This is a genomic window from Psychrobacter phenylpyruvicus DSM 7000 = NBRC 102152, from assembly GCF_000685805.1.
GTDB lineage: Bacteria > Pseudomonadota > Gammaproteobacteria > Pseudomonadales > Moraxellaceae > Psychrobacter > Psychrobacter phenylpyruvicus.
On sequence record NZ_JMKP01000012.1, the window covers coordinates 24,410 to 41,998 of the forward strand.

Below are 17,589 nucleotides of genomic sequence, written 5' to 3' on the forward strand. Positions count from 1 at the left end.
GAATGGCAGAGCTTTAATTGAGCGGTTGATTAAGAAATCAGATCTTTTTCTAAACTCTTAGCAATTTTTGCGGTTTCAGAATTATCCTTCGCCAAGTTAGCCTCTATACCATTACGTCTATCCCACCAAGTAAATAAATTGGCCAAAACTGAGCCGGATACCGAATGCCAAATGGTAGCCACAGCCGCCACTACTGCTGACTCGGCACTGGTTGGAAAAAACTTAGTACTTAACCCTGTGGCTAATCCAGCGTTCTGAACGCCAACTTCGATAGCTAATGTGCGTTTCTTAGCAGTATTAGCACCTACTAGGGTGCCTGAAAGATAACCCAGTACATATCCTAAGAAATTATGGATGGCTATAGCCGCCACCGCTATCAGTGCTGATTCAAATAATTGCGCCCCAAATACCGCTGCCACGCCACCAACAATACAGGCAAAAGCCAACACAGCAATCCCTGGCATTACATTGCGTACTGACTCAAACCAACTCTTGTTTTGAAACATGATGTTTAAAATAGAGCCAATAGCCACAGGCACTAAAGTCACTAGTAGCATAAATCTAAACATACCCCACCCGTCCATTTCTACAGTCTGTCCTACTAGATAAACCATCCATAACGGTGTAACTACAGGGGCCAGAATGGTAGAAAATGTGGTCATGCCTACTGAGAAAGCGACATCCCCTCGAGCTAGATAACTCATTATATTTGAAGACACCCCACCTGGGCAGCTTCCCACGAGAACCAAGCCCAAGGTTAATCCAGGGGATAAGTTTAATAATTTTGAGATAGCAATGGCTATTAAAGGCATGATTGTGAACTGTGCCAATGTGCCTATGCATATATCAAAAGGACGTTTTGCTAAAATTTGGTAATCTTCTTTACCTAGAGTCATGCCCATGGCCAGCATGATAATGCCTAGTACTACGACTTGAGCATCTCCTTTCACCCAAGAGAAGGTAGCAGGCTCAATGAATGTAACAGCTGCCGCTAAGATAATGACCAATGCAGTGAAACGGGTTAATTGTTGGCTGATTACTGCTAAAACATTCATTATTAGACTCCACTCCTATTTTTTTCCATCAAATAAACAGATTATTAATCTATTCAAATAATATAAAAATAAAGTCTAATAAATTTTAGTCTATAACAATAATTGAATTTATATTATATTTATAAAACTTTTTTTATAAATAATTCCTAAGTAATTTAAATTTCAATAACAGAACAGTGGTACATTCTTAATACGACATCGTAAGTAAAGAGTGTAATTAAACCCATGCCGGTGCTAATGCCATTGGTATACGAGCAAATAACCCCATTTGTGTCTCAGTCGTTAGTTTGCTCATATCAAAACTCTTTATTGCTGTATTATTTTAGGAGCTAAGCAAAAGAAATATACCAAGTAAAGTTTCAATTTTATCGTAGATAATTTGTAAGATGTCGTGACTTGGCCATCTATCCAGAAGGTATGACAACTATCCTGACACAAGAGTATAACTGTTATAAAGTTATATCAAAATTCTAAAAAGTAGGCCTAAGATGTATGAGTAAACTAATAGCAATAAACATTAATATTGAAATTATAAAACTGTAGAGTATTCGTTTGAATCAACTTAAATCATTATTTATTAATAATATTCCTCCCAATAAGGCATATAAAGGAAAAAAAACAATCATACCTACTAAAGACAGTCCATCATTTTTTCCTCCAGGGTAACTGAGGTCAGCATTTATATAATCAAAACTATATGCAGTTGCATAAACTAATAGGCACATTAACGACAAAAAGTATAACAGTGTCCGAAACTTCATTTTATACCTCTGTTGTCTAGTACTTTTTTCCAATTTCTATTGCTTCTTGCAATTGAGGTGCATTTCCACCACCTCCATGTGGTCCAGTAGATGGAACTATAACGACATTCGGGTGAAATTTATAATAATTTTCCATAGTATCATAGTCGTTTCTAATTGCTTGTATAGCTCCTTCATAAGATCTATCTCCAAAAGCCTTACCTGCAACTCTAAGAGCACCGTCATTTCCTAAGTCTTTATCACCTCTAATAGCAATAACTATAACCCTTTTAGAGTTGTGCGAAGCTAAATTAAGTTGTTCTACAAAATCTTTATTATCATAATCTACTCTAGCTCCTGCAACTACTCTATAATCCCATTTACCGACTCCACGTGGTGTACCTGCAAGTAAGGCTGCATCGCCACCCATACTAAAGTCAGCTATAACTTTTAATCTATTAGGGGTATGTTGCAAATGTTCAGCCATGACAGCCCCAACCACGGGACTACTATTATAAAACTCACTATTATTAACATCCGGCGAATTTACTGCCTCCATTTGTCCATTAGTTAGTTGGTACATTGTATTCGCTAAATTAGCAACTCCAGACGGATCTCCTAGACCTCCACCATGTAGAATTATATTTTCATCCTCAAACGCATCCCCATCAGCTTGCTGAGTCTCTAACCGCTTCTTATTTGCAGCCAACATTTCTTGCTGCTCTAGAGCGGTATTGGTATTATTAATCGCAGTCGTATCTATATTGCCCTTCGCATCTGCAATATCGCCATTGTTCGCCCATTTGCCTACGTTATAAACTATCTCACCTAAATTACCCATTTTCGAGGCGGACGCTTCGCCTTGTCCATTACTATGTGTAATCTCTTCAGTTAATGTATTTGCATTATTATAGGTATCGCCAATAGGAGCAATGTTGCCATTGGCAATAGTTACGCCATCACTGGTGTTTAATGCGCCACTGTCTAGGTAAATATCTTTACCTGTGGTTTCATTGGCAGAGCCTAGTACTACTGTTCCTACTACTCCACCTCGAGACTTGGTTAAGTCAGGGTTTATATAAACTGTCGCATCTTCTGCATCGGTACCTTTAGCAAATTTATCTTTTAGCTGATTAAGCTCAACTTGCTTAACAATCTCATTGGTTAAACCTTCCTCTTCTATCTTTTCTATTTTGGCATTTAGTTCAGCAGTATCATCACTCATGCCTGTATGATTAATATTATTAATCAATGTAATGCTATCTTTAACTTTACCTAAATTGTATTTATTTTGACTATCAGGGTTTTTGTTTCCTTTATCGGTCACAGCGGCAATGATAGCTGGTACTTTAAGCGCATCTGCAATAGTTATCGTGCCTACTTTCTTAGCATTCTTACCAATATTTTTCTGTTCATCAGCAATCTGCGTCCGACCCGCCTCAGTAAACACTCTTGCATCGATATTGGCATCGACACCAAGTCCTGCGGTTTGTTGATCTTTAATAATGATTTCGGTATTGAATGGATCTCGGTTGGCACCTGCTAGACTGTTTTGTCCTGTAGACGTATCAGTGGTAACGATAGCGCCTTGTCCAATCGTAGCTTTTATCACACTTTCAAATTCATTGGCATTATTGCCAACTTGTACGCCGAGGTTGTTGATGCTTTGACCTTGCTTTCCTGTACCAATACCTATACTACCGCCTAGGTTACGCTGGTCATTGGTGGCAGTGTTGATAATATCTTTGGTGGTCAGGGTGTCTGTAGTGAAGTTAAGGGTGCTACTGCTTTGATTGCCCTCACTATCGGTTTGGATGTTAGCCATAATACCGCCAATGTTGGTGGTATGACCTACCGTGATAAATTGCTTATCACCTCTATCGATGATACCGCTTTGTTCGGCTGCAATAATACTTTTTGCGTTGCCGTTTGCTTTGTTGGCGCCTAGGCTTCCCCCTGTCGGTGCACCGCCTGATAGACTGATGCCTATGTTAGCCCCTGAGCTTTTGTTACTGCTTTCCCTAGTGTTTTGTACGGTTTCAATATAAAGCTTATCTGTGCTATAGCCACCTTCACTTGCGCCACTAATGTCAATAACCCCACCATTAATGGTGGTTGTGTCAGCACGACCATTTAGACTGTCAACACTTAAGTTAGTATTAACTTGCATGGTGCTACTACCTTCAGAGCTACTGTTTTGTGTACTTAAACCTAAGCTTACATTGCCTGCGGTGTGGGTCAGTGCAGTTTGAGTATTGTCATTTTCAGTTTTTGCTTACCAATAGTAAAGCCAAGTCCACCTGAACTAAAGACACCTGATTTCTTGGTACTACTCTCACTACTTTTACTTGAGGTGTTTTGTGCCGCTAGGATGTTGGCACATAGGTTATTAAAGGGTCACCTTTTGAATTGCTCAATACCCTATATTATTTGTTACAGTCAAACTTCTTCATATGATCTATTTGGTAAGAAGCCCAATTTACACTTTCAATTTCACCTTTTAAGCGTTTTTTATGCCTTTCTAACCTATCTTTTTCTCTTTCGCTCAATAAGTAAACTGCTGTAGAATCGATAATAAAACGATTATTTTGTTTATCAAAACGTGCGATATAAGTGTATTCATTAGGATAAGGGTTTTTACCTTTTTTTGCTGCTTTGTCGTTGTACCAGTTAAATACCTTGCAATCAGTTAAAGGCTCATTGGTTGGCATGTCTATGAGATAATAGATGCTATTGTTGTATACTACTCCATCACTTGCAAGACCAAACTCAGGCACTCTATTAGTCTTTATAAGTCCCTCTTTTGTCAGCACATACATATTTTTATGTGGATACATTTTTGCATTAGTATCTGCATTTAACAGGTAGTATTCGTAGCTTAATATTTCTCTTGGCGGTCTTTCGATAATAGGATAAAACTCTTGATATACGATACGTCTTATTAGAAAATACCTATTCCCATCAATATTTATAACACGATTAGCTTCATTACCACTTACAGACTCGACCTTTTCCTTATCAATTTTTAAAAAGAAGTTCTCGCTGGTTTTACATTTTGGTAGTAACATTGTCAATAATAATGCACCTAAAACTACTACTATCCATTTTAATGGTCTGATATCTTTATAAAATTTCATACCCCACCTGATATAGAATTAAAATACTTTTATAATCCAACTATGTTGGGTCTTAGTTAAAATAGAAATTGTAGCGACTAAATATCATATAGTCGCTAGGGTACATTGTTTTAAGAATCTTAATTGATTATAGTTTGTCTATTCTTATAGCTTAGATATTGACAAATGCATAAGTTCTATACCACTTATAATTATACAAATTTATTTTTCTAATACTATCGTCCAATAGGGTGACCAGGTTTTGGTGGATTAACTTTATCTACATCATGTTCACTTTTAGCAAAATCCATTAACAATCTTATTTGTACTTCTTGATCTTTTGTTAGTGCTATTTTATTTAGTAGTTCGGTGTACTCAGCACTTGGCTTTCCACCAAAGCCATTATTTGACATACTTGAAAAGTATCTTAATTGTTCTGCGTATTTTTTAAAATTTTCTTTTGAATATTTATAGCCTGGGTTATCTTGTTTTGCACCAGGTAATAAATGCCCAGTACCTTCTGTAAAAGGTAATCCATGAAGATCATGAGCATACAAATCACCATAAAGATGTAATAAGTTTTCATCAGCAGTCGTTAATTTATAATCTTCGTTGTTTGTTATTAAATTTAACAAAGATGAAACTTGAGCTGCCACAGACACCCTTTGAGCTTTTAATCTATCTTTTTTTGCTCGTGTATCAGTTAGAGTTATATCATCAGCTATACCTAATGCATGAATGGAAGGCTGGTTACGATTATCTCGATTATCTCTACCGTCTGGTCTTACAACATCAAAAGGCTGAACTAAAAAACTTTGAACTAAACTGCTGCCACTCATAGCATTTCTGCTATCTGTATCTGGAGCCCATGCAGCCTTTGCAATTTTCTCATTACCTTAGAGTATTTTTACTTCAGACGTGGACTGTGGTTTTATATGATATATCCCAACATCTCCGATTAAATGATTGGATTATGTTGCCTATCAGAAATCTATATATGAAAAAAAAGACATAAAAAATAAAAGACGCCCAAAAAGGACGTCTAGTTCAACTACTACTTAGTAGGTTACAGTAGCCTATGCCTCTAATTTTCTGTATACATGCCATGGTTAGTGAAAACTAGCCATCAAAACCAACCTGCTTCCAAAAGATGTTCAGTATTGCTTAGCTCAAAGCTAGTAACTAAGTCATAAAACTCACCTGGGTCTTCCACTTTGTCTAGTAACTCTCGTTTGTATAGAGCGACAAACATCGCAAGTGAGTAAGCCGCACAATGGATAGATTTTTTAGGATTAAATGAGATATCAGTAAAAGCCTGATATTGAACAACTTCTTCATGTAATTCTGGATGTTGTTTTAGAGCGTTGATATAAAGCCAGTCATAAAAAGTGGTTAATGGTTCAACCCCCCACTCCATACCAAAATAATCATAACCCGTTAACTCACCAGATGAGATTAAACTGTCATCTTTTCTCGCCTGCCTAGGTTTTTCAGTCAGTAAATCTAAGTAAGGTCCGCCATTCTCAAACACCTTGCTGGCTTGAAATGCGTTCTCAACACTGCTCTTTTGGCCATTGTCATTGGTAATTTGTAAGCTATAAGGACTTAGCGGAAAGCTTAATTTATTGCCTGATTTGGTCGATAGCTCCAATACATTTTTAAAGCCATATTTCTTTTTTATGACTCGGTGCAGATCATTAAGGGTCTTTTTCTTCTGTCTAGTAGCAAACCCCACATGCCGCTCAATTCGAACCATATCGGTTTTTACCAGATTATCACTGCCCACTCTTGGCATAAATACGGGTTTAGATTCCATGGGAGTTGTTGCTTGTTCCATAACGAGGTGCCTTTTACTTTAAAATCTTACTATCAATAAATATTACTTAGTCTTAGCGAGGCAGTTTAGCGGATTCTTTATGATTTATCTTGTGCTATTTCTTTAGTTTATTAAAAAGTATAAAAATATACTTATAAAAAAACCGCCCTGATATTAGATAAATATCAGGGCGGCGATTAATTTTTGTTAATCCTAACTAATCTTATCAAACTTTGGATCTTTCAAACTGACATTGCCACGAAGAATGTCTGAGTACATTCGAAAGTCACTAACGAAACTTTGTACCGGATATTTGAAAGTGGCGGGCTTGTTCTTTTCAAAAAAGAAATGACCAACCCAAGCGCAGGCATAACCAGCAGCAATACCTTTTAATACAGGACTCAACCTACCCGTTTTTAATGCGGTCGCAAATCCAATTAAACCGAAACTACTGCCAGCGAAATGTAATCTACGTGATATGACATTTTGATGTTCTTCGAGATAAAAACTATAAAAGCTTTTATTGACGGGCTTAGTGGTAACTACTTGATAATTTGGGGTGTTTTCTTGAGTTATTACAGGCTTGGTATCTAATGAGATGGTCATAGTAGCATCCTTGCTTAATGAGTATTACTTTTGAATTTGTTAAATTCAATATCCTTTAAATATGACTTCCTGTCAAATATCAAACATTGATAGGACACACTATGAGCAGGTTCTATTGAAAGTCTACATAGCCATTAATAAGTGTGTGCCATATGTTGATTTCACTAATCTCTTTTCATCTTAACGACATTCATGCTGGGATAAGCCAAATCAATTTTATACTTTTGGCCACCGCGATATGCCTTTGTTTTGACAATACCTTGGCTGTGCTTGTAGTCGACCTTCTCAACTCGGTAGCCCATGCTATTTAGCTTACGAGTAGCCAGTCTTTCGGCATTAACTCTATTATAGTCACTCTTCTTATAATCTTTGTTTTTGTGCTTATTTTTGTTTTTATGGCCATTATGTTTTTTATAATCGCCTTTACCATTAGGATAATAAACACCCCCATTAGGATGGTAAATAGGACCATCTACGATCAGCGGAGTTGAGGTACATCCTGTGGTAACTGCTAACATTACAGCGGCAATGCCTGCGGCCAGTGCTTTAGATTGGGTCATGGTGATACATCCATATATAATTAATTGAAATAATAAAAAATCAAACAATAGGTTGAAATATTTTATTACAATTATGTGACAGTAGCAGTCACCTTATATAGACGGTTGGTATCTTAAGCGTTATCAGTTGTAACTAGACATATCATCAATCAAGCAAATTACATCAAAGTTTATCGCTCACAAATCTCGGAGCGCACTATAAATCTTTTCCCTTCCGGTATTTCTAAAGAGAAGCTGGCACCGCGCCCAGCTACCACATCTATGGTTAGATCAGTATGTTCCCATAGCTCAAACTGCGCCTTGCCTATATAAAAAGGACAGCCGCCTATCTCTCCTACTAATACATCTTGCTGGCCCACTTTAAACTCGCCTAATGGGTAACACATTGGTGAGCTGCCATCACAACAGCCCCCTGATTGGTGAAACATTAAATCACCGTGCTTGGATTTAAGTAATTCAATCAGCTCAATGCATGCTGGCGTGGCTGTAACTTTCATAATGGTACTCCTAGTTATTAAAAGCTTTGTAAGTAAGGGTTATGCGGATATAAGCATAGGCATCGGCATAGGTATAGGCACATATAAAAAATAAAAAAAGGGCCGCATCGCCATTAATCCACATCAAAAGTGATGAGATTAAAAACGATGTGCCCCGTTGTTAACAGCAGTTTATGCCTAAATATATATCAATCGTTTTATGATATATATCAAACTAATTGCATAAACACACTAACTACTTAGAATAGTCAATTACAATACGACCCTCGATTTTTCCTTGTCGCATACGCTCAAAAATATCGTTGATATTCTCCAGAGGCTCCGCAGCGACTGTAGCCTTAACCTTGCCTGCTGCTGCCATATCTAGCGACTCCTGTAAGTCAAGACGAGTGCCTACAATAGAGCCACGGATGGTAATACCATTTAGTACCGTATCAAAGATAGAAACTGGGAATTCACCTGTTGGTAAGCCATTACAAACCAATGTACCACCCCGACGTAGCATATCTAAAGCCTGATCAAACGCCTTTGCTGATACTGCAGTGACTAAAGCACCGTGAGCGCCCCCAATCTCTTGCTGCAGATACTCACCCGGATCGGTATTCTTCGCGTTCACTACAACTTTAGCGCCCAGTCTTTTGGCAAAGTCTAGCTTCTCATCATCGATATCCACCGCAGCGACGTTAAGTCCCATAGCAATAGCATATTGCACTGCCATGTGACCCAGTCCGCCGATACCTGAAATAACCACCCAGTCGCCTGGCTTGGTATCAGTCATTTTTAGGCCTTTATAGACAGTGACGCCGGCACACAATACTGGAGCAATTTCGACAGAGTCTACGCCCTCAGGGATAATGCCGACATAATTGGCATCTGCAACTACATATTCCGAGAAGCTACCATTTACCGAATAACCAGAGTTTTCCTGCTTTTCACATAAAGTTTCCCAGCCGCCCAGACAGTGAGTACAGTGTCCACAGGCTGAATACAACCAAGGCACTCCGACCCGATCGCCTTTTTTGACATGGTGTACATTTTCACCAACCTCAGTAATAATCCCTACGCCTTCGTGGCCTGGAATAAAGGGTGGATTCGGTTTGACGGGCCAATCCCCTTCTACTGCATGAAGATCGGTATGACAAACCCCTGAGGCTTCCATTTTTACCACGATTTGACCTGGACCTGCAGTGGGTATAGCTACTTCTTCAATCTTTAGAGGCTGGTTGAGCTCATGCAGTACAGCTGCTTTCATTTTATTAGACATATTAAATTCCTTTTAATCGATTGTTGAAACTTATTGGCGCTTATTTTAGAAAAAACCCATAGCCTTAGGGCTATAAGACACCAACATGTTTTTGGTTTGCTGATAATGATTCAACATCATCAGATGGTTCTCACGGCCAATCCCTGACTGCTTGTAGCCACCAAAGGCTGAGTGTGCCGGATATACATGGTAGCAGTTGGTCCATACACGGCCTGCCTGGATACTGCGGCCGAAGCGGTAAGCTTTGTGTACGCTACGGGTCCAAACACCCGCACCTAACCCATATAAAGTGTCGTTGGCTATGCGCAGTGCTTCCTCATCATCTTTAAAGGTAGTTACAGCAAGCACAGGACCAAAGATTTCTTCTTGGAAAATGCGCATGTCATTGCTGCCTTCAAAGATGGTAGGCTGCACATAGTAGCCATTGCCCATATCCCCATCATGCTTGGCCTGTTCACCACCGACCAATACTTTGGCGCCCTCTTTTTTACCGATATCTAGATAAGACAATATTTTTTCCAGTTGATCTGAGCTGGCTTGCGCGCCCACCATAGTTTCGGTATCCAGAGGGTTACCGAGCTTAATGGCTTTAACACGCTCAATACAGCGCTTGATAAATTCATCATAGATACTTTCATGCACCAGTGCGCGCGAGGGACAAGTACAGACCTCACCTTGGTTTAGCGCAAACATTACCAGACCTTCTACTGCCTTATCTAAGAAGTCATCGTCCTCGTCCATAATGTCAGCAAAGAAGATGTTCGGGCTCTTACCGCCCAGCTCTAACGTTACCGGAATGATGTTTTCACTGGCGTATTGCATGATTAGACGACCCGTGGTGGTCTCCCCGGTGAAGGCAATTTTGCTAATGCGAGGGTTGGATGCTAATGGTTTACCGGCCTCTACCCCAAAGCCGTTGACTACGTTTAACACCCCTTTTGGCAAGATATCAGCCAATCCTATGGTCTCGATAAGATACATAATGGAGGCTGGAGTCTGTTCAGCAGGTTTAAGCACGATACAGTTACCTGCAGCCAATGCTGGTGCGATTTTCCAAATAGCCATTAATAATGGGAAATTCCAAGGAATAATCTGACCAACTACCCCTAGCGGTTCATGGAAGTGATAGGCCACAGTGTCTTCATCAATTTGGCTAATACCGCCTTCTTGAGCACGGATTGCTCCAGCAAAATAACGTAAATGGTCGACAGCCAAGGGGATATCGGCAGCTAGAGTCTCTCTGACTGGCTTACCATTGTCGTAGCACTCAGCCACCGCAATTTTCTCAAGATTCTCTTCCATCTTGTCAGCGATTTTTAGCAAAAGGTTAGAGCGCTCAGTGACACTGGTTTTACCCCAGGCATCTTTGGCGGCGTGGGCCGCATCTAAGGCTTTTTCGATGTCAGCAGCTTTTGAACGGGCGACTTGGCAAATGACCTTGCCATCGATAGGACTGGTGTTTTCAAAATACTCACCATCAATGGGGGCAACCCACTCTCCGCCAATAAAATTATCATATTTTTTGCGGAACTTAACTAAACTATTTTCAGTATTAGGGGTTTGGTACAACATGTGACACTCCTTGTGATTTTTATTAAGCCATAACCTTTTGTTATCTATAAAGAAATAAGCGTTAAGGCTAGGGTTTATAAACTGCAGTATTCCTTTGCATGCTTAGCCATAGTAATACTTAATCCTAGCTAGAAAAAGCTGCTTATTGTATGCAATACTTACTTGAGTTATAAAATATAGTTATAACTTAATTTACTATTAACCTAGTTAAGAGGCTGATTAGATTAATAGCTAATTATTCAGTGCAGAGAGTCTTATAACCAAAAGAGTGGTTTGACATAACCATATTCAATTAGTTGCCCTGCTACACGTGGTAGTATATTGAGTTTTTTGAAAGTAAGGCTCTAAGCTTAGTGTCGCTGTCGCCACTGTCAGTTGCGCCCGATCCAAACTTTCTTTTCTTATTTGAGGTATTTATGAGCAGAGTATCCCCAGAAACTGACAAAAATAACGATAAGTTTAGTTGGCGTATTTTTGGGCCAGGTATTTTATTGGCAACAGGCGCAGTCGGTGGCTCACATCTTATTTCATCTACTCAGGCCGGTGCTCTATATGGATGGCAGCTAGCCATTATGATTATTTTGGCCAACTTCTTTAAATATCCGTTTTTTAAATTCAGCACAGACTATGTGTACGATACTGGTGAATCGCTCATTGCGGGCTACGCCAAGAAGTCTGCTATTTATCTATGGGTATACAGCATACTATTGTTGGCTTCAGCTGTGATTAGCGTTGGCGCAGTGGCCTTATTAACCTCGGTTATTCTACAGTTCATGTTGCCTGAAGGATTAATGTCTATCACTCTGGTTTCGTTATTGGTAATGGGTGTATCTTGGTTATTCTTAGTGCTGGGTCATTACAAATTGTTAGACCGGTTTAATAAGTGGATTATGGCTGCACTCATCATTACCACAATCTTGGCGGTATTTATTGCTGCTGGCAAGCCAATTGCTAGAGCTCCAGACTTCGTAGAAATGTCACCTTGGAATATGGCCTCGTTAGGATTTATTGTGGCACTAATGGGCTGGATGCCTGCACCGCTTGAGTTTGCGGCCATGACTTCAATGTGGACCAAAGAAAAAGTGAAAACCGATCAGACCACGTATAAACAAGGCTTAATTGATTTTAATGCGGGGTATATCTCAAGTGCTATTTTGGCATTGTTCTTTTTGGCCTTAGGGGTTTTTGTTCAGTACGGCTCTGGCGCTGAAATTGAGATGCAAGGTGGGGCTTATATTGGTCAGCTGATTAATATGTATACCGCTACCATTGGCGACTGGTCTAAGTTATTGGTGGCATTCGTGGCCTTTATGGTGATGTTTGGTACAACCGTGGCCTGTGCCGATGGTTATGGCCGCTCATTGGCAGAAAGTACGCGTCTTATCAAAGGCGATGCTGAAGCCAGTAATAAACAAACCTTATTTTGGACCACTTACACCGTATTGGGCGGCTTTATTGTGATCACTTTCTTCCAAGGTCAGCTTGGAAGCATGTTGAAGTTTGCCATGATTTCAGCCTTTGTGCTGGCTCCGGTATTTGGCTGGCTTAACTATTCATTAATCAAAAGCCAGAAACAGCTGTCAACGGGCATGACTATTTATAGTATTTCTGGACTTATATTTCTAGCGGCTGTGGCTCTATTATTTATGGCCCAGCTAACCGGCTTAATCGCTTAAATTGCAATAAATAACTCTAATGACTCTGCCTAGCAGAAATCCTTTATAAGACACAAACGCATTTAAGGTAATTCACTAATGAGCACTTCATCTACTCATTCAGCCCAAAGCAACGCTGGATTCAATTGGAAAAATTTTGGCCCTGGTATTTTATTAGCTACCGCAGCCATTGGTGGTTCGCATTTAATTTCGTCAACCCAAGCTGGTGCGTTATACGGTTGGCAACTGGCGATTATGATTATTTTGGCCAACTTTTTTAAATATCCGTTCTTCAAGTTCGGTACGGACTATGTCTATGAGACCGGAGACTCTTTGGTAGCAGGCTATGCCAAAAAGTCAAAGTTATATCTTTGGGCGTTTTTTATATTATCGCTAGCGGCTTCAGTAATTAGTACGGGCGCTGTTGCTTTATTAACTGCTGTTATTTTGGGCTTTATGTTGCCAGAAAGTTGGGGCTTATCAACCACAACCTTGTCGTTAATAGTCATGAGTGTGTCGTGGCTATTCTTAATCCTCGGCCACTATAAAATGCTTGATAAAGTGACTAAGTGGATTATGGTGGCATTGACCTTGGCAACTTTAGCGGCAGTTATCATTGCTGCTGGCAAGCCTACTGCCATTGCTCCTGACTTTGTCGCTACTTCCCCTTGGAATATGGCTACCCTAGCCTTTATTGTGGCGCTTATGGGCTGGATGCCAGCGCCGCTCGAGTTCTCTGCCATTAACTCAATGTGGATTTCTGCTAAGATTAGAAACGACCATACAACGCACCGTCAAGGTTTAATCGACTTCAATGTCGGCTTTATTGCCACTTCTGTTTTGGCATTATTGTTTTTGGCATTAGGGGTGTATGTCCAATACGGCTCTGGGGTAGAGATTCAGACGCAAGGCGGCGCCTATGTTGGTCAGTTGATTAGTATGTATACTGCTACCATTGGTGAGTGGTCAAGACTGCTAGTCGCCTTTATTGCTTTTATGGTGATGTTTGGTACTACTATTACCTGTGCTGATGGTTATGGCCGAGTTAATGCCGAAAGCTGGCGCTTGATAAAAGGCGATATGGCTGCCTCGCAAAAACAAATTCTGGTATGGACCACCTATTGCGTTTGGGGCGGGTTTATTATTATTACCTTCTTCACAGGTCAGCTAGGAGCGATGTTGAAATTCGCCATGATTACTGCCTTTGTTTCTGCTCCTATCTTTGGTTGGTTAAATTACTCTCTTGCCAAAAATCATCAGCAGTTATCGCCAGGCATGAAGCTGTATAGTATTGCAGGATTGATTTTCTTAGGGGGTATCGCGCTATTATTTATGGCTCAGCTACTAGGTATTATTGATTAATTAATCGACTGCCAATAGTTATCTGATCCTGTATTTAGCAATAACCAACTGACACTGCATATATTTGTTTAGAGCTGCTTTGATTACCAAGCAGCTCTTTTTTTGGTTTTTAGCTTTTGCTATATCGGTTATAAATCTATAAAAACCAATAGAGAGCTTTATAAACTTTCTGTTGTATCGGTCAGTAGTTACGTTATATAGTCCTAATTATTCCCTTTTTACATCACTTTAGGGCCTATAAAGCAATTTGGAGGCTTATATGAAAGGTTTTGGATTTTTTCAAAAAACAAATAATAGCTCGCTTAACCAAGATAACAAAGCTCGCAGTGGTAAAGCTTATAACCATAAAGTTCATAGCCACTATGGCGCTATACTAGTGCTAGCACTGAGCGCCACTCCTTTAGCGCTAACAGGATGCAAACCACCTCCGACTGACCCTATGCTACAAACTATCCCTACCGATGCTGAGAAGTGGCAAGATAAACTGGGGGATACCCTAGAGCAATTATCAGAAGAAGACAGACAACTATTAAGCCGTTATATGATACGTATGCGGATGAGTAAAGCCTATGAAAAAGGGGCTATGCCGCGCGTGACTATCGGTAGGGCATTAGAACAACAACGCCAATATGAACTGCTACATCCAAATAATCCAACAGGTCGTAAAAGCCCGGTCACTCAAGAGGCTCAGCAAAACGAATTTACTATTACCTTACTTCCGGCCCGTACCAGTACGACAGATAGCTTAAACAATGTTGAGTTATCTTTTGTGTTAGCAAACAGAGGCAGTGCCGCCATTAGTAGCTTTAAAGGGACGCTACTTTTACGCTATCCAGCCTTCAAAAAACCAAAGCCTGTGGTTATCCCACTGACCAAGTTTGAGCCCGCAATTGCACCCAATAATGCCAATAAAATAATTGCTGATGTGAGTATCTCAGATACCAATGTCATGAAGGCCATTCAAAATCCACAAAACATTGAGATTGTGGTCACAAAAGGTGAAATGGTCTTAACCGATGGTCGTGTCATTGAGTTTGAGTAAAATCTAACGAGGAATAAATGCAATTAAAAAGACTCACCGCTTTTCATACGGTCGCCGAACTAAAAAGCTTTAGTGAAGCGGCTGCAGCTACTGAGTTATCTCAGCCTACATTAAGCCGATTGATTAAGCAGTTAGAGGAAGATATCGGAGTTGAGCTTATTGATCGCTATCACCGCCCATTACAACTGACGGCTGCGGGACTGTTTTTTTATGAAAAAGTAGATTCAATATTAAAGGAGCTTGAGAGCAGTATTAACTTGACTAAAAAAATAGCGCATCCGCCCGATACTCTAAATATTGGTTTTGTGCCTTCGGTACTGTATGGCCTGCTCCCTACCATTATCTCTCGCATCAAACTGCGTCTCCCAGATTTGGCGGTGCATCTAAAAGACATTAGCTCCTTTAAGCAAGTTAATGCCCTTAAGGCGGGCGAGATAGATGTGGGTTTTGGTCGTTTTGCTCATGAGGATGTCAGTATTAAACAGCTGCTGTTGCGCCATGAGCGCTATGTGGCTGCCTTGCCGAAAACTCACCCGTTAACGGATCAGCAAGAGCTTCATCTATCGCAGCTTCAAGACAGCCGCATTATTCTCTACCATCAAACTCATTTGCCAGCCGCCAATATACCAGCTGCGCAGGGTTCAGACTATGACAGCCCTGCCCTAATTGGCGAGCCATTATTGCATTTATTTGCTAAGCAATTCGCCTTGCCGCATCAAACCACCTCGGTTAGTGATATTCAAATAGCGCTTGGCTTAGTAGCTGCCGGTGAAGGCATTACTTTAGTGCCCGATAGCTTAAAGTCTGTACGTACTGAACAAATTAGTTATCGCAAGCTGGTTCATGAAGATGCAACCTCACCTATTTATCTCTGTGCTCTACAAAATCCTACCCACCCAGCATTTGAGACACTGCTCGAAGTCATTTATGAGGTTTATGAGCAACGAGGAATCACTTATCGCCGTGGCAAATAAAGCTTGATTTCCCTATTTTATCATTATAATTGTAACAAAATGTGTATTTTAAGCTCTATTTATAGTTCACAATTTACAGTTTATAAATACCATAAGCCTTAAAGAGTATGTTTTTAAATACAATCATTCATAAAATGAATACTATTATAAAATCTAATATCATACTTTATAAATAATACCGTATAAGGTAATCCCCCTCTCTTCCTTATTGTCAAAATAAGGGGTAATCTATTGGCAAATATAGTCGATATGTAAAGAATATTCATAGTTTCAGATTACCCTAGTTATTCAGTTAGTCAGTTATTAATTTATTGTTCCAACCCCTTCTTAAGTCTAAGGAAAGATTATGACCTCTATCTCTGCCGGCAAGCGCTTTCGCGATGCTATCTCTGAACAAAAAGCCAACAACCAACCCTTACAGATCGTCGGTACCATCAATGCCTATACAGCCATGATGGCAAAACAAGTGGGTCACAAAGCCATCTACTTATCAGGTGGCGGCGTGGCCAACGCTTCATACGGGTTACCGGATTTGGGGATGACTAGCTTAGACAACGTATTAGAAGATGCTAGCCGTATTACTAATGCGGTCGATACTCCATTATTGGTAGATATTGATACCGGTTGGGGCGGTGCTTTTAACATTGCGCAAACCATCAAAAAAATGGAGAAAGCTGGTGTTGCAGCGGTACATATCGAAGACCAAGTGGCACAAAAGCGTTGTGGTCACCGTCCTAACAAAGAAATTGTTTCAACCAGTGAAATGGTTGACCGTCTAAAAGCAGCCCTTGATGCCAAAGTGGATTCAGACTTCGTGGTTATGGCTCGTACTGATGCGCTATCTGTTGAAGGCTTAGAGGCTGCAGTGGAACGTGCCGTGGCTTTCCAAGAAGCGGGTGCGGATATGATTTTTGCTGAGGCATTAACCGATATCGAAATGTACCGCAAGTTCACTGACGTACTAGATATCCCAGTATTGGCGAACATGACTGAATTTGGTCAAACGGATTTGTACACCACAGAGCAGTTATTTAAAGTAGGCGTGGATATGGTGTTATACCCATTGTCAGCATTCCGTGCGATGAATAAAGCAGCTCTAAATGTCTATCAGCATATCTTAGATGATGGTACTCAAGAAGCTGTGGTCGATACTATGCAGACGCGCATGGAGCTGTATGATTTCTTAAACTACCATGAGTTTGAACAAAAACTAGATCAGCTTTTTGCCCAAAAAAAGTAAAGCATGAGCCGCTAGAACAGCGAAAAAAATCATATTTACATTCTTAACGTACAATTAACCTTAACTTATCAAGTCACCTAAAAAAAAGGA

General features: G+C 40.1%; 15 protein-coding genes. 5 read left to right on the plus strand and 10 right to left on the minus strand.

Annotated features, from left to right (window positions below):
* Positions 1-29 precede the first annotated feature (29 nt).
* From G561_RS14155 to adh, 10 genes are all read right to left on the minus strand, one after another.
* A complete protein-coding gene (locus G561_RS14155) occupies positions 30-1,055 on the minus strand; it encodes a bile acid:sodium symporter family protein (RefSeq protein ID WP_081794399.1) in 1,026 nt (341 codons plus the stop codon).
* A 777-nt stretch (positions 1,056-1,832) separates the two neighbouring features.
* Positions 1,833-3,965 (minus strand): hypothetical protein, encoded by a 2,133-nt coding sequence (locus tag G561_RS0106550; protein ID WP_028858821.1) that lies wholly within the window; start codon positions 3,963-3,965, stop codon positions 1,833-1,835.
* A 256-nt stretch (positions 3,966-4,221) separates the two neighbouring features.
* On the minus strand, positions 4,222-4,932 hold the full coding sequence (locus G561_RS0106555) for a hypothetical protein (protein WP_028858822.1): 711 nt from the start codon (positions 4,930-4,932) through the stop codon (positions 4,222-4,224).
* A gap of 215 nt (positions 4,933-5,147) precedes the next feature.
* Positions 5,148-5,750, minus strand: coding sequence for a hypothetical protein (locus tag G561_RS0106560; protein WP_028858823.1), 603 nt, complete (start codon positions 5,748-5,750; stop codon positions 5,148-5,150).
* Between the two features lie 287 nt (positions 5,751-6,037).
* Complete coding sequence (locus tag G561_RS0106565; protein WP_028858824.1) at positions 6,038-6,748, minus strand: DarT1-associated NADAR antitoxin family protein; 711 nt, start codon at positions 6,746-6,748, stop codon at positions 6,038-6,040.
* 192 nt (positions 6,749-6,940) lie between these two features.
* On the minus strand, positions 6,941-7,333 hold the full coding sequence (locus G561_RS0106570; protein ID WP_051584417.1) for an Mpo1-like protein: 393 nt from the start codon (positions 7,331-7,333) through the stop codon (positions 6,941-6,943).
* A 164-nt stretch (positions 7,334-7,497) separates the two neighbouring features.
* Positions 7,498-7,893 (minus strand): hypothetical protein, encoded by a 396-nt coding sequence (locus G561_RS0106575; RefSeq protein ID WP_028858826.1) that lies wholly within the window; start codon positions 7,891-7,893, stop codon positions 7,498-7,500.
* 170 nt (positions 7,894-8,063) lie between these two features.
* Positions 8,064-8,390 (minus strand): DUF779 domain-containing protein, encoded by a 327-nt coding sequence (locus G561_RS0106580; protein ID WP_028858827.1) that lies wholly within the window; start codon positions 8,388-8,390, stop codon positions 8,064-8,066.
* A gap of 235 nt (positions 8,391-8,625) precedes the next feature.
* Positions 8,626-9,654, minus strand: a complete 1,029-nt coding sequence (gene adhP / locus G561_RS0106585; protein WP_028858828.1) for an alcohol dehydrogenase AdhP — start codon at positions 9,652-9,654, stop codon at positions 8,626-8,628.
* Between the two features lie 45 nt (positions 9,655-9,699).
* On the minus strand, positions 9,700-11,226 hold the full coding sequence (adh, locus tag G561_RS0106590) for an aldehyde dehydrogenase (protein ID WP_028858829.1): 1,527 nt from the start codon (positions 11,224-11,226) through the stop codon (positions 9,700-9,702).
* Between the two features lie 416 nt (positions 11,227-11,642).
* Here adh and G561_RS0106595 point away from each other — a divergent pair, with 416 nt between their 5' ends.
* The 5 genes from G561_RS0106595 (at position 11,643) to prpB (ending at position 17,499) form a co-directional block, all read left to right on the plus strand.
* Entirely contained in the window at positions 11,643-12,902 is a 1,260-nt protein-coding gene (locus G561_RS0106595; protein WP_028858830.1) for an NRAMP family divalent metal transporter, read from the plus strand.
* Positions 12,903-12,980: 78 nt separating this feature from the next.
* Complete coding sequence (locus tag G561_RS0106600) at positions 12,981-14,243, plus strand: NRAMP family divalent metal transporter (RefSeq protein WP_028858831.1); 1,263 nt, start codon at positions 12,981-12,983, stop codon at positions 14,241-14,243.
* Positions 14,244-14,502: 259 nt separating this feature from the next.
* Complete coding sequence (locus tag G561_RS0106605) at positions 14,503-15,285, plus strand: hypothetical protein (protein ID WP_227674043.1); 783 nt, start codon at positions 14,503-14,505, stop codon at positions 15,283-15,285.
* A gap of 17 nt (positions 15,286-15,302) precedes the next feature.
* The gene (locus G561_RS0106610) at positions 15,303-16,259 is read left to right on the plus strand and encodes a LysR family transcriptional regulator (protein ID WP_028858833.1); all 957 of its coding nucleotides are present in this window, start codon (positions 15,303-15,305) and stop codon (positions 16,257-16,259) included.
* 346 nt (positions 16,260-16,605) lie between these two features.
* Entirely contained in the window at positions 16,606-17,499 is an 894-nt protein-coding gene (gene prpB / locus G561_RS0106615; RefSeq protein WP_028858834.1) for a methylisocitrate lyase, read from the plus strand.
* Positions 17,500-17,589 lie beyond the last annotated feature (90 nt).